Origin of the sequence: Larkinella knui (assembly GCF_003858645.1) — a bacterium.
GTDB classification, from domain to species: domain Bacteria; phylum Bacteroidota; class Bacteroidia; order Cytophagales; family Spirosomataceae; genus Larkinella; species Larkinella knui.
In genome coordinates, this window is record NZ_RQJP01000005.1 from 657,627 (window position 1) to 670,161 (window position 12,535).

The 12,535-nt window shown below is 50.7% G+C and carries 12 protein-coding genes; 8 read left to right on the forward strand and 4 right to left on the reverse strand.

Annotated elements, in window-relative coordinates; genetic code table 11:
- Nucleotides 1-21: 21 nt before the first annotated feature.
- Genes EHT87_RS25025 through EHT87_RS25035 form a run of 3 tightly spaced genes read right to left on the reverse strand, consistent with a single transcriptional unit; the run spans nucleotide 22 to nucleotide 3,151 of the window.
- Nucleotides 22-993: an esterase-like activity of phytase family protein gene (locus EHT87_RS25025; RefSeq protein ID WP_124909401.1), complete on the reverse strand. Its 972-nt coding sequence runs from the start codon at nucleotides 991-993 to the stop codon at nucleotides 22-24.
- A 40-nt stretch (nucleotides 994-1,033) separates the two neighbouring features.
- Nucleotides 1,034-1,828 (reverse strand): hypothetical protein, encoded by a 795-nt coding sequence (locus EHT87_RS25030; RefSeq protein ID WP_124909402.1) that lies wholly within the window; start codon nucleotides 1,826-1,828, stop codon nucleotides 1,034-1,036.
- Between the two features lie 45 nt (nucleotides 1,829-1,873).
- A complete protein-coding gene (locus EHT87_RS25035) occupies nucleotides 1,874-3,151 on the reverse strand; it encodes an NAD(P)/FAD-dependent oxidoreductase (protein WP_124909403.1) in 1,278 nt (425 codons plus the stop codon).
- A gap of 80 nt (nucleotides 3,152-3,231) precedes the next feature.
- Here EHT87_RS25035 and EHT87_RS25040 point away from each other — a divergent pair, with 80 nt between their 5' ends.
- The 7 genes from EHT87_RS25040 (at nucleotide 3,232) to EHT87_RS25070 (ending at nucleotide 9,245) form a co-directional block, all read left to right on the forward strand.
- Entirely contained in the window at nucleotides 3,232-3,807 is a 576-nt protein-coding gene (locus tag EHT87_RS25040) for an anthranilate synthase component II (RefSeq protein ID WP_124909404.1), read from the forward strand.
- 52 nt (nucleotides 3,808-3,859) lie between these two features.
- The gene (locus EHT87_RS25045; protein WP_124909405.1) at nucleotides 3,860-4,657 is read left to right on the forward strand and encodes an alpha/beta fold hydrolase; all 798 of its coding nucleotides are present in this window, start codon (nucleotides 3,860-3,862) and stop codon (nucleotides 4,655-4,657) included.
- 152 nt (nucleotides 4,658-4,809) lie between these two features.
- Nucleotides 4,810-5,478: a CBS domain-containing protein gene (locus EHT87_RS25050; RefSeq protein ID WP_124909406.1), complete on the forward strand. Its 669-nt coding sequence runs from the start codon at nucleotides 4,810-4,812 to the stop codon at nucleotides 5,476-5,478.
- Between the two features lie 92 nt (nucleotides 5,479-5,570).
- Nucleotides 5,571-6,455 (forward strand): NAD kinase, encoded by an 885-nt coding sequence (locus tag EHT87_RS25055; protein WP_124909407.1) that lies wholly within the window; start codon nucleotides 5,571-5,573, stop codon nucleotides 6,453-6,455.
- A 188-nt stretch (nucleotides 6,456-6,643) separates the two neighbouring features.
- Nucleotides 6,644-7,633, forward strand: a complete 990-nt coding sequence (locus EHT87_RS25060; protein ID WP_124909408.1) for a DUF6089 family protein — start codon at nucleotides 6,644-6,646, stop codon at nucleotides 7,631-7,633.
- Nucleotides 7,615-8,376 carry a type IX secretion system protein PorG gene (gene porG / locus EHT87_RS25065; RefSeq protein ID WP_124909409.1) on the forward strand — a complete coding sequence of 254 codons (762 nt, stop codon included), beginning with the start codon at nucleotides 7,615-7,617 and terminating at the stop codon, nucleotides 8,374-8,376. The genes EHT87_RS25060 and porG overlap by 19 nt, the downstream gene beginning before the upstream one ends.
- A gap of 86 nt (nucleotides 8,377-8,462) precedes the next feature.
- Nucleotides 8,463-9,245: a M23 family metallopeptidase gene (locus tag EHT87_RS25070; RefSeq protein ID WP_124909711.1), complete on the forward strand. Its 783-nt coding sequence runs from the start codon at nucleotides 8,463-8,465 to the stop codon at nucleotides 9,243-9,245.
- A 101-nt stretch (nucleotides 9,246-9,346) separates the two neighbouring features.
- Here EHT87_RS25070 and EHT87_RS25075 read toward each other — a convergent pair whose 3' ends face one another.
- Nucleotides 9,347-9,967: a hypothetical protein gene (locus EHT87_RS25075; RefSeq protein ID WP_124909410.1), complete on the reverse strand. Its 621-nt coding sequence runs from the start codon at nucleotides 9,965-9,967 to the stop codon at nucleotides 9,347-9,349.
- 363 nt (nucleotides 9,968-10,330) lie between these two features.
- Here EHT87_RS25075 and gyrB point away from each other — a divergent pair, with 363 nt between their 5' ends.
- Complete coding sequence (gyrB, locus tag EHT87_RS25080) at nucleotides 10,331-12,331, forward strand: DNA topoisomerase (ATP-hydrolyzing) subunit B (protein WP_124909411.1); 2,001 nt, start codon at nucleotides 10,331-10,333, stop codon at nucleotides 12,329-12,331.
- Nucleotides 12,332-12,535: the final 204 nt, after the last annotated feature.

Genomic DNA, 12,535 nt, shown 5'->3' on the forward strand with positions numbered 1-12,535 from the left:
ATTTTAACCGCTTCCTAAAAATCAGTTTGGCTGCATTTCGAGTAAAATAATTTGCGTCCACTGGTTTTTGCCGGTATTGTCGTCGGAAATAACAACCAGAATTTTTTTGCCATCTTCGTCTTCACCCCACGCCATCGCTTCGACATTGTCAGGTCGAAAACCGTTCCGCCCGTTGAAGTCGAACGCCGGTTTATCTTTCCGTTTGATCAATTTCCGATTGGCTTCGTCCACCTGCGCTTCATACAGTTTCGCCGTAACGGTTTTCGTCGTTTTCTCGTAACAGCGCTCCAGAACGAGCAAGCGGTTTTCGTCACCCGGTATGGAAATCATTTCCGACACTCCGCCGAGTGCTTCATTGGCATCAACCGGGCAGATATTCCGGTCGATGCCGTAACTGAATTCGGCGTCGAACACCACAGATCCGTTTACTTTTTTATACCGGTAAAAATGAATCAGGGCACTGTCCACGCTGGCTTCGTCCCTCGATCCGGCTTCGGGCGCCACCCACAGGTACTGAGACGTTACGGCCAGTGCTTCGATGCCTTTATTGGTGGCGGGCAGGGGCATGGCGCGGGGCAGAGGTACCCGCTCAAATGACTCACCGGGCCGTGGAATCGCGTGTTGTTTAAAGCCGACGTAGGACTCTGTATCGTTTTCTACGGCGAAAAAATACGTATCCGATGCCGCATCATACCGCACGGCTTCCAAAAATAAACCCGTCTGAAAGCTCGAATCCGGCTCGCAGACCCAATCGGTCAGTTGGTGAATGTTTCGAAACAGGAAATACTGACCGCGATCGCCCGCCAATTGCCATTCCTGTCGTTCCCGAATGTAGTCCATCCCGGAGATATTGTGCAGGTTGCGGCTGCGGGGCAGCGTGAGGTAGTCTTTGAATGTGAAGGAGACGGTTTGACTTTGGGCAAAGGAAACCGTAATCAACCCAACAAGTGGGATCAGAAGCCGTTTTACAAAACCGTATGAAGAAGTCTTCAATTGAATCGGAGCCGTATATACTGACGCAAGATAGAAAATTTCATTCCTTTTTCTGATGGGCTGATCTCTCTATTTGCTGATAAACGGCTTCAAAATCTTCGCCTTTCTGAATCGCTTCGACCAGCGTTACCAAACCCTGCCGCCCCACCACCGACAACCAGCGCGACACTTCCCGCCCGGCGGTCATATACGCCAGCATGACCCGGTTGGTATTGCCGGAGAAAAAATCCTGTAACGATTCCAGTTCGTTCAGTTGCAGAACAATTTGCTGCCCGAGCGACTGTTGCTGCCACTGATCGTGGAATTCTTCGTAACGGCGCAGGCTGTCAGTTGCCGTCGTAAACCGCTGATCAATCATCAAGGCCAACCCTTCGTTGAACCACTGTGGAATCTGACGCTGCGTGGTCAACCAACCCAAACGGGTAAAAATTTCGTCGTGGCACATCTCGTGGGCCAGCACGTCGGGATTCCGGCCATACGGATTGATGATGATCCAGGAGTCTCCCCAAGGTGTTCCCAGGCTGCAGCCGGCCCCTTCGTCGTCGTGACAATACCGTTCGTATTGTTCCGGCGTTTGACAGAAAACCACCCTTGCATGACCTTTTGCCGGACTTTTCCACAGGGTTTGGATCCGCTTTTTTGCCTCATTGATTTCAAACAGTAAATACACCCGCTGGTGTTTCGGAGTAGTTTTGTCGACCCAGACCTGGCTGTTAACCTGCTGAAATTCAGAAGAGTGCTCGATGAGTTGACAACGAAAAATCTGCGGAAATGCCGCAAAGTAGGCCAGCGGTAAAATCAGCAGAAATAAACAAAAGCGGATAAGCCAACGCATTGGTATGAAATCAATCGTGAACACCTATGAAAGCAGATACCGGTTTCACACGTGCTGCTGATTGATGATTAGTTCCGCCACTTTTCGTCCGGTTTGCATGGCGGCATTGAGCGATGGATAGGCGGTTTGGTCTCCGCACTGAAAAATGTGTTCAGCCTGTTGCAAGGGGGCATGCCTGGTGCCCGGCAGGTAGGCGGGCAGGGCTTCGGGAAGGTGGTAGGTTTTCAGCCAGCGCCACTGGGCCACTTCCGCACCAAACCACCCCACCAGTTCTTTCTGAATCCGTTCGGCCAGCGCGCCCTCATTCACCACCTCAAGACCCTGCGTACTGACCGAAATCAACGCCTGACCGTCGGGCGCGTAGGAGGGGGCCACGTCGTTCAGAATGGCGAGGTTGTGAATGGCCGATTGCCGGTTTGCATTCAGTAAAAGCAGTTTTTTAGTGCCGGATTGATTTATTTTTGGCGATTGGGCAGCGGCAAAATAGGTGTTGGTGGTGGAAGTAAACGATCGTTTTGGCGTTTCCGTACCCAGCAGACGACTGGCGGCCGAGGCATCGACGGCCAGCACAATGGCGTCGGCCCGAACGGTTTCTCCGGTTTCCAGATACAGCGTCGAATCCCGAATTTGCCGCACCGGCGAATTCAGCCGGATCTGGGCCGGATTCAGTCGCCCGGCCAGTTGCTGCGGGATGGCTGCCATGCCAGCCGCCGGAACCGCAGCATCGCCGGAGTAGAAATTCCTGAAACAGAACTGGAAAAAATTACTCGAGGTCACCAGCGCATCCTCCAGAAATATACCGCCAAAAAAGGGCCGGAAAAACCGGTTGATGATTTGGTTTGAAAAACCGAATGTTTCGAGAAAAGTCGCTGTATCAGTGGCCTCCTGATTGAAAAACTCGTCGGTCGACAACCCCGCCACGTGCCTTATCAACTCGATGATCCGCAGTTTATCACCAAACGTTCCCACATCAGAAGCCAGGGTCTGGAATAGACCCGACGGTTCGCGAAGCGGATTGATAAACGGAATCCACTGAGCCGAATTTCGGTCGGTTGGGTGATGAATTAGGGCCCCCGACCGAAAACGTTGTAACTTTAGCGCGCTGTAATCCAGTAGTTTACGTGTTTCGGGATAAGCCGTCAGCAAGATCTGAAACCCCCGGTCGAGCCGAAAACCGTCGACAACATCCGTGCGGATGCGCCCGCCGACACCATCGGATGCTTCCAGCAGGGTGGCTTCAATACCGGCTTGACGGAGGTAAACGGCGCAGGTCAGGCCGGCCATGCCTGCTCCCACAATGACTACGGATGGTTTGGACTGCATCAGGTTTCAGTTCTATTTTTTACAAAAATACAGGTTACCGGATAGGATGATTACTTTTGCTCTTTTAGTTTATCGTCAACATGCATTTACTGGTACTGGACAACCTCGATTCGTTCACTTACATGCTCGTCGATTACCTGAAGCAGGCGGGGGCCACGTGCCGCGTGGTGCGCAACACGACGTCACTGGACGAACTAACGGCGGAAGCGTACGACGGCGTCGTTTTGTCGCCCGGCCCCGGAACACCCCGGCAGGCGGGTTGTCTGCTAAATGTGATTGAACACTACCACGACCAACTTCCGATGCTGGGTGTTTGTTTGGGGCATCAGGCCCTGGGCGAGTACTTCGGAGCGCAGTTGGTGAAGGCCATCAAACCCATGCACGGCAAATTGTCGATGGTTAGGAAACAGACCGATGATGCTTTATTAATGAACCTGCCCCGCGAATTCAGGGTTACCCGGTATCATTCGCTGGTGCTGGTTGATCTGCCTACGGAATTGATCCCGCTGGCGGCAACGATTGAGGGCGAAAATATGGCATTTCGACATCGTAATTTACCACTTTGGGGCATTCAGTTTCACCCCGAAGCGGCATTGACCGAGTGCGGATTAGAAATATTAAGAAATTGGATTACCTTTGTGAAAACAACTAAATAGTGACCTTTTCGTTGTATTTTTCCAATTTTTCTACGACAAAACCAAGACCGCTATGAACTACCGTGTTCGGAAAGAAGGCAACTTCCGCTACATTGATGAGGGACAAGGCGAGGTACTGCTTTTACTTCATGGATTATTCGGTGCATTGAGCAACTGGGACGGTGTGATCAACACGTTCGCCGACCGGTATCGGGTCGTAATTCCGGTAATGCCCATTTACGAAATGCCAATCAGAGAAGCTGGGTTAGAAGGCTTGGTTAAATTTATTGAAGAGTTTCTGGCCTTTAAAGAGCTGGATAATCTGACCCTGCTGGGGAATTCACTGGGTGGCCACGTCGGATTATTGTATACACTGAAACATCCGGATATGGTCAAACGGCTGGTGTTGACCGGCAGTTCCGGATTGTTCGAAAACTCCATGGGGGGGTCATATCCCAAACGGGGTAGTTACGATTACATCGCTGAACGGGTTGCCTACACGTTCTACGACCCGAAAGTAGCCACGAAAGAATTGATCGATGAGGTTTTTGATATCACCAACAGCATTCCCAAATGTCTGCGGATTGTGGCAATCGCCAAGTCGGCTCAACGGAATAACGTTGCGAAGGAAATCCAGCACATTACCATCCCGACGTTATTGATCTGGGGGCTGAACGATACCATTACCCCTCCGGAAGTAGCGCACGAGTTCAATCGCCTGATTCCGAACTCAGAATTGCACTTTGTTGATAAATGTTGTCACGCGCCAATGATGGAACACCCCGATCGTTTCAACAGTCTGTTGACCGATTGGCTCGAGCGCCAATCCCTGAGTACGACCAGCCGGCAGAGTGACCTGACCGTTGCCTGAGACAATAAAGAAATTTGCGAAAAGATTTTGAAACTCTAACGGAAATTTCTTAGTTTTCACTTATACTGTATTGCTCATACCGCACAGCGAATCGATCAGATATGACTTGTGGGGTTTGGTAAACAGAAATAAGTAGTAAACAACTCACTTCGATGCTGGCCTCCGAACTTATAGACCCGATGATACCGGCCCTGAAGCCGACGGATACCGTTGGGCAGGCCCTCGACTGGATGCAGGAACACCGCGTTGGGCAACTGGCGATTGTGGATCAGGGCCAGTATAAGGGTCTGGTTAATGAAGATCTGTTGATGGATGTTCCCGACGACACCCACCAGCTGAGTGAGGTAATGCGGCTTTTCGAGCACCTTTCCGTCTATGAAACGCAACATCTTTACGAACTTTTGAGCTTGATTACCGAACATCGCCTTCAGGTGATTGCGGTGGTGAACGAGGAGCAGGAGTTTGTAGGAACCGTATCCGCTATCGAACTGCTGAAACAATTCGCGCAATTGCTGGGTGTTCAGGAAGCCGGTGCTATTCTGATTCTGTCTATTAACGAACGCGATTATTCCATGGCCGAAATCAGTCGGTTAGTCGAATCCAATAACGTTCGCATCATCAGTAGTTATTTTGCCGGAGCAGCTTACGGAATGCCGGACAAATCGCGGCTGACACTCAAACTGAACCGCAAAGACATTACCGCGGTGGTGGCCACGCTCGAACGCTTTGGCTACAACATCGAAGCGGCTTTTGCCAATACACCCATCGAAACCATCGATCAGGGACGACTCGATATGTTGCTCCGCTACCTGGATTCCTGATTCATCAGCCAATCAGTCGGCAGTCAATAGCAGAATGTGGGACTTTTCTTTCATCTTTGCACATCTGACTGACGAACTGACTGACGATTTTTATGAAAATTGCTATTCATGGACGCAATTTTGTTGACCTGGCTACCCCGTTCATTCAATCCATGTTTGATGAACTGGCCCGGCGGCAAATAGAAGTGCAACTATCTGAAATCTACCGTTCGTTTTTGGATTCTGCCGGTATTGCCCATCACACTACGTTAACGTATACGTCTTTCCTCAATATTTTTGATGCCGATTTCGCGTTTAGTCTCGGTGGGGATGGTACGTTGCTCGAAGTGCTCACCCATGCCGGACCCCGCGGCATTCCGATTGTCGGTATAAACATTGGCCGGCTCGGTTTTTTGACAACGATTTCACCCGAGAATCCGGATTCGCTGCCCCAATTGCTTCAGGCCCTTTCAATTGGCGAGTACCGGCTCGATGAACGGACCCTGGTGAACCTTCAGTCGGACGAAGACCTGTTCGACGGCGTCCCGTTCGGATTGAATGATGTAACGATCACCAAAACCGAAACGTCGTCGATGATTACCGTCCACACGTATCTCAACGGCGAATTCCTGAATTCGTACTGGGCCGACGGGCTGATTATCTCAACGGCTACGGGATCGACCGGTTATTCGCTGAGTTGCGGAGGTCCTCTGTTATTGCCGCATACCAGCAACTTTATTGTTACTCCGATCAGTCCGCACAACCTGAACGTGCGGCCCATGGTGGTGCCGGATTCGGCTCAATTGTCATTCGAAGTGGAAAGCCGCAGTAATACCTTTTTGGTATCGGTCGATTCCCGCTTTCGCACCATCACAACCGGTACGCGTCTGAGTGTTCGGAAAGAAAAATTTGCGGCTAAACTCGTAAAAATGAGCGATGATAGCTTTTTGAACACCCTGCGAAATAAATTGAGCTGGGGCTGGGACATTCGAAATTAGGGCCGATCGGGGGCTGGTATGGCTCACCAGCGCCTAATTTTAATTCCTAATACACAACAGTTTTACCGAATGACCCAATAAAATACTAAAAACGGGCGTTTGAGAGGAGAAGCTTGACCAAACCGGTCAGGACTCAGGTCGATGAATCAGAGGCTCCGGATTTCCGGCGCGGTAGTATGCAAAGAAACATGAAGAATAACCTACTGATTACCAGTTTGATTGCAGCCGTTTGTCTGGCACTGCAACCAGTTGATGGACAGGCTCAAAACGGGCGAAACCCCTTTGTCCCCTATTCGGAAGTGGGTTTGGGATTGGGAACGGCTAGTTACTATGGCGAAATTGCCGGATATCGCAAACCACTTAAATCAACTTTCATAATGATGCGCTGGAATGCCGCGGCTATGTATACCCGGCATTTTACCCCGAAACTGGCAGCTCGTGCTTCGTTTACCTGGGCACGTATTGCGGGGGATGACTATACGTACAACCGGAAGGATCTCAACTCGGGCATCGTGCAGTATGCCCGTAACCTGCATTTTCGCAATGATCTGAAAGAATTTGCCCTAACGGGGATTTATCAGTTTGTGCCAGATGGCCGCAATCCGAACTACCGCGCCAAGCTGACTCCGTATATTTTTGTGGGTTTGGCCGCCGTTGCGCACAGCCCGGAGGCCCGTACGCCGGTGGGTTTCGGAACCACGCCCGACGATACGGAGCAGCGCTGGGTAAAACTGCAACCGCTGGGGACGGAAGGACAGGGGCAAAACGGCGTAAAACCGTATTCGCTGATGACGCTCGCTATTCCGGTCGGCTTCGGCGTTCGGTATAGACTGAACGACCGGTTTGGGCTGTCTGGCGAAATCAATTATCGGTTTACGTCTACCGATTACCTGGATGATGTGGGCGGAGCGTATCCGGATCCAACGATCCTGAAGGACGATCTGGCGCGGGTGATGGCCGACCGTCGTCTGGAGCCAACGGCAGCCCGCAAAGGCGGAGACCGCGTGGCGGAACTGCAGAAATATTTAAATACGAGCGACCCGTTGTCGGTGCTTGCCAGTGACCCCAACTACGGAACGCGGGGAGCCAATGGCGTCTTCAACGATGGTTACATGACAATCAGTTTTCAGGTCCATTATGTCCTGACGCCACGAATTAAATGCCCACCGATAAAATAAAGGACCCGTTGTCAGCTGGCTATTACCCGTATTTTTTAGTGTCGAGCAATTCATCCATCCACCGGTTTTTTACAGCGTACGGGTTCCTGACGGTTTTCTGTGTCTTGCTGGGTTTTTCCGTCCGGGCGCAGTCGACCTGGGAAGTTGGCGCAGGGTTAGGCGGAATGATTTACAAGGGCGATCTGGCACCGAGCCTGGTGCCGGGTAACGTCCGTCCGGCCGGAAACATCCTGGTACGCTATAATGTCAGCCAGCCCTTTACGGTGCGGATCAATGCCGGTTTAGGGCAGATTGCCGGAAAGGACAGCCGGTTTAATGACCCTTTTCAACAGGCTCGCAATCTGGCGTTTAAAACCAACATTCGGGAGTTGAATGTGTTGATGGAATACAATTTTCTGAACTATTCCAGCCTGCGGAAAGTCAAGAACTGGACGCCTTATGTGTTTGGCGGCCTGGGCCTGTTTACCTTCAAAACCAACCCCCAAAACCCGGGATACCAGCGAAAATCGTTGTTTAATTTTCCGCTGGGTGTCGGAATTAAATATGAATTTAAGCGGCCCTGGAGTCTGGGTCTGGAATACGGCACCCGGTTTTCCGGTTCTGATTATCTGGACAACTTCGGCCCGAATACCTTCGGAGGAACCAACAAATTATTGAATGGTAACCCCAATTCCAAAGACAGTTACACCTACATTGGCGTTACATTGACCTATCGATTCTACCGGATTACGTGTCCTGACTAATCATATTCAAGACTTTTTTCTTATTTTTCGGTCTTCGTACGGATACAATACAACACGTTAACGTGAAATCAGGATTTTGGGAAACTATGCGGTGGGTCGGCATCCTAAGCGCTTTGTGGATTGGATTGTCTAATACGGCTTCGTCGCAGACCAGGATCTGGGCAGATCTTCCCCGGGTTGATTCCATGTGTTATCAATTCCAGCAATTATACACCCAGATTCGGGAAGAAAGCGTGCTGCCGGATTCGGCCCGGAAGTTGTTTAGTGGCATTATGTTTGGCTTACGCGGTAAATTTCGCACGGCCGAACCATTCCGACTCGACAGCGTTCGCCGGGACAGCCTGCTGCGGACCGCTTATTTCTCTTTTCCCCTCCGCAATTATTCAGCCGATGCCATCGGCGGTTCGCACGGTGAAGGGTACCGCGCCAGAGGCTTTGACTTATTTGATTACAACGTTCGGGGGAGCCATCCCGCGCAGGATATTTTTATCACGGATCGAAACCAGGATTGCATCGACGACAACACCGACCGACCTGCCGATGTGCTGGCCATGACCAGCGGGGTCGTACTGGCTATCGAAACCGCCTGGACGCCGGGTCAGGAATACCGGGGCGGCAACTGGATCTGGATTTATGATCCGGTGCTCGACGGGTTATGGTATTACGCCCACAATAACGCCGTGCTGGTCCGGCCGGGCGACTGGGTGCAGTCGGGCCAGAAGATCAGCGAAGTGGGCCGAACGGGCTTTAATGCGTATCCTGCCCGCTCTCCAACCCATTTACACCTCATGTACCTGCAACTTCAGGCCGACGGACTGCCTCAGCCCCAAAATCCGTACGAGTGGCTTCTGACCGCCCGGAACCAATAGCGTTAAGAAGTAAGAGTTAGGAGTTAAGAATGTAGAGTTACGGTGGGGCGGCATCGGACGTGTGCGTCAGCCTACTCTTGATTCTTAACTCTTAATGCCCTTTACTGTCCCAAAAAGATCTTATTTGTCATCTCCTGGTTGATGGTAATATAACCGGGGTAGTTGATTTTTTTATTGCCCAAGGCCAGCGTAGGCTTGATTTTGATCGTCAGCGTCGAGGGTTTGGCGCTGTTTGAACCGCTCATATTCCGGACCAGATCCGTGAACGCATCCCGCGTTTTGTCGTCGGTCATGAGCTTATAGGCATTGGCGTTCAATTTGATCGGAACGCGCGTTGAGCCCCCACCCGGTGCAACTTCGATGCGCTGATTGACAAAACCGTTGAATAATTCCTGTTCCGCCAGCATGATTTTGTATTCCAACTGATCGATTGCCGCCGTCTTGTTGGTGGGGTTTGTAATGTCGATGTTGAGCCGGGCACTGATTGGGATGCTTTTGGTCATAAAGCCCGTGGCCAGCTGCGGATACTTCATAGGGTTCAGATCTTCCAGATTTTTCAGCTTCCGGACGTCGATCCCCGAGAGATAAACACTGTCGGCCGACGTGATATTGAACTTGCAGTCGCCCAGGGCTTTTGCCTGCGTGATCTGGCGGTTGACGCTGCATTGGCTGAAAGCCAGTACGAACGCGGAAATGGTTACGAAAAACAATACTTTTTTCATCTACTTGTCAGGCTTTATGAATGTTCCCTTTAGATAGACGAAAAAGAGATTGGTTTAGTTTGGAATAATTTAAAAGGACCGCGCCGTTTTTCTAATCTGCTTCAACAAACAGGACTCCGGGCGGTTATACGTTCAGATCAAATGGTGGCTGCAATGGAGTAAAACCGGGATTATTCCTGATTTTAAGTGCTTTTAGTAAAGGCAAAATTTTGCTGTCCATTGTTTTGTAGGTATATTTATACGTTAAGCTGAATTGGGTTAGGAAAAGACTCGAAAAATTTGTATTTTTACTATCTGGAATCGTCCTTTTAACCGCATTTCTTATAACAATTCCGTAAAACGGATCTATACTGATTGCATTCTATGACAAACGAATTGATTGAAGCCGACATCACACCCGAAGAACGATCAAGAGGGAACTACGATGCAGACAATATCCAGGTACTGGAAGGTCTCGAAGCCGTTCGAAAAAGACCGGCCATGTACATCGGAGATGTTGGCATCAAAGGGTTACACCACCTTATCTGGGAAGTAGTTGATAACTCCATCGACGAAGCTTTAGCCGGTTATTGTGATACAATTCAGGTTACGATTAACGAAGATAACTCGATTACGGTTAAAGATAATGGTCGCGGTATTCCAACCGGAATGCAGACCAAGTTGGGTAAATCGGCCCTTGAAGTGGTAATGACCGTGCTTCACGCCGGTGGTAAATTCGACAAGGATACCTACAAAGTATCCGGTGGTTTGCACGGCGTCGGTGTTTCCTGCGTGAACGCCCTGTCGACGTTTCTGCACGTTGAAGTACACCGCGAAGGGAAGGTGTTTGAGCAGGAATACCACATTGGCCAACCGGTTTATCCCGTTCGGGAGATTGGTGAGGCCAATGATACCGGCACGATCGTGCGTTTCAAGCCCGATGATTCGATTTTTACCGAAACCGTATACAAATACGATACCGTGGCCGGTCGTTTGCGCGAGCTGGCTTTCCTCAATAAGCGCATTCGCATTACGCTAACCGACCTGCGGGATGTCAACGAGCAGGGTGAACCCCTGAACACCGAGTTTTATTCGGAAGGTGGTCTGACTGAATTTGTGCGGTATGTGGACGAAAGCCGTCCTTCGCTGGAAGGCATGGAGCCCATCTACATGGAACGCGAAACCGGCGTTACGCCGGTTCAGGTGGCGATGGTTTATAATATGGAAGCGGGTGAAAATATCTCTTCCTACGTCAATAACATCAATACCATCGAGGGTGGTACGCACGTTCAGGGATTCCGGACGGCTTTGACCCGGATTCTGAAAGGGTACGCCGAACGCAATGCGCATTTGCTGGGTAAAAACTCCGGCAAATTGACCTTCGACGGCAGTGACTTCCGCAAGGGGCTGACCGCCGTTATTTCGGTGAAAGTGGCCGAGCCGCAGTTTGAAGGCCAGACCAAAACCAAGCTGGGTAATAGCGATGTGGTTGGTGCTGTTAGTTCAACGGTGGCCGAAATGCTCGAGATGTGGCTGGAAGAACACCCCAAGGAAGCCGCATCCATCGTTCGGAAGGTGTTGATCTCGGCCCAGGCCCGGATTGCTGCTGATCTGGCTTACAAACGCATCATGACGGACCGCAAGGACTTCATGAGCGGTATGGGCTTGCCCGGTAAACTCGCCGACTGTTCGGATACCAATCCGGAGAATTGCGAAATCTACCTCGTGGAAGGGGATTCGGCCGGTGGGTCTGCCAAACAGGGCCGTAACCGGGCGTTCCAGGCGATTCTGCCGTTGCGGGGTAAAATCCTGAACGTTGAGAAAGCCCTGGAGCACAAGATTTACGAAAACGAAGAAATCAAGAATATCATTACGGCACTCGGCATTCGCTACGAACGCATCAACGGGGAAACCGTCATGAATCTGGATAAATTGCGCTATCACAAGGTCATCATCATGACCGATGCCGACGTCGATGGAAGCCACATCCGGACGCTGATTCTGACTTTATTCTTCCGCCATATGCGGTCGCTGATCGATAATGCGTTTCTGTATATTGCTCAGCCACCGTTTTACCTGGTCAAGAAAGGGAAAGAAGAGCGGTATTGCTGGACCGAGCAGCAACGGGAAACCGCTATTCGGGAACTGGCCGGATCGGGTCGTGAGGAAAACGTGAACGTGCAGCGTTATAAAGGGTTGGGAGAAATGAATCCTGAACAGTTGTGGAGTACCACAATGGACCCCGAGAAACGCAGTCTCAAGCGGGTGACGATCGAGTCGGCCGCCGAAGCCGACCACGTCTTTTCGACCCTGATGGGCGATGAAGTGGCCCCCCGCCGGGAGTTCATCGAGCGAAACGCTAAATATGCAAAAGTAGACGTGTAAGACAGAGCGGGCGAATAGCCCGCTTTTTTTTAACTATTTTTTAGGCATACTGCCACGTTGATACAGAATCTGAATCGATAAAGTACCGGTTGGGCCGCAAACTAAAAGTTTCGTACGAAGTTGTCCAACTGGACGTTTATTGAATTGAATAAGTCCACCCTACCTATGACCGGCAAAAGTCCTTCACAAAAAGATAATATGGAA

Bases quoted from the DNA above. Each gene is read 5' to 3' on its own strand.
- EHT87_RS25040 (WP_124909404.1), top strand. From the start codon at position 3,232: ATGCATTTACTGGTACTGGACAACCTCGATTCGTTCACTTACATGCTC.
- gyrB (WP_124909411.1), top strand. From the start codon at position 10,331: ATGACAAACGAATTGATTGAAGCCGACATCACACCCGAAGAACGATCA.
- EHT87_RS25030 (WP_124909402.1), bottom strand. From the start codon at position 1,828: ATGCGTTGGCTTATCCGCTTTTGTTTATTTCTGCTGATTTTACCGCTG.
- EHT87_RS25050 (WP_124909406.1), top strand. From the start codon at position 4,810: ATGCTGGCCTCCGAACTTATAGACCCGATGATACCGGCCCTGAAGCCG.
- EHT87_RS25035 (WP_124909403.1), bottom strand. From the start codon at position 3,151: ATGCAGTCCAAACCATCCGTAGTCATTGTGGGAGCAGGCATGGCCGGC.
- EHT87_RS25070 (WP_124909711.1), top strand. From the start codon at position 8,463: ATGCGGTGGGTCGGCATCCTAAGCGCTTTGTGGATTGGATTGTCTAAT.
- EHT87_RS25060 (WP_124909408.1), top strand. From the start codon at position 6,644: ATGAAGAATAACCTACTGATTACCAGTTTGATTGCAGCCGTTTGTCTG.
- porG (WP_124909409.1), top strand. From the start codon at position 7,615: ATGCCCACCGATAAAATAAAGGACCCGTTGTCAGCTGGCTATTACCCG.
- EHT87_RS25055 (WP_124909407.1), top strand. From the start codon at position 5,571: ATGAAAATTGCTATTCATGGACGCAATTTTGTTGACCTGGCTACCCCG.
- EHT87_RS25075 (WP_124909410.1), bottom strand. From the start codon at position 9,967: ATGAAAAAAGTATTGTTTTTCGTAACCATTTCCGCGTTCGTACTGGCT.
- EHT87_RS25045 (WP_124909405.1), top strand. From the start codon at position 3,860: ATGAACTACCGTGTTCGGAAAGAAGGCAACTTCCGCTACATTGATGAG.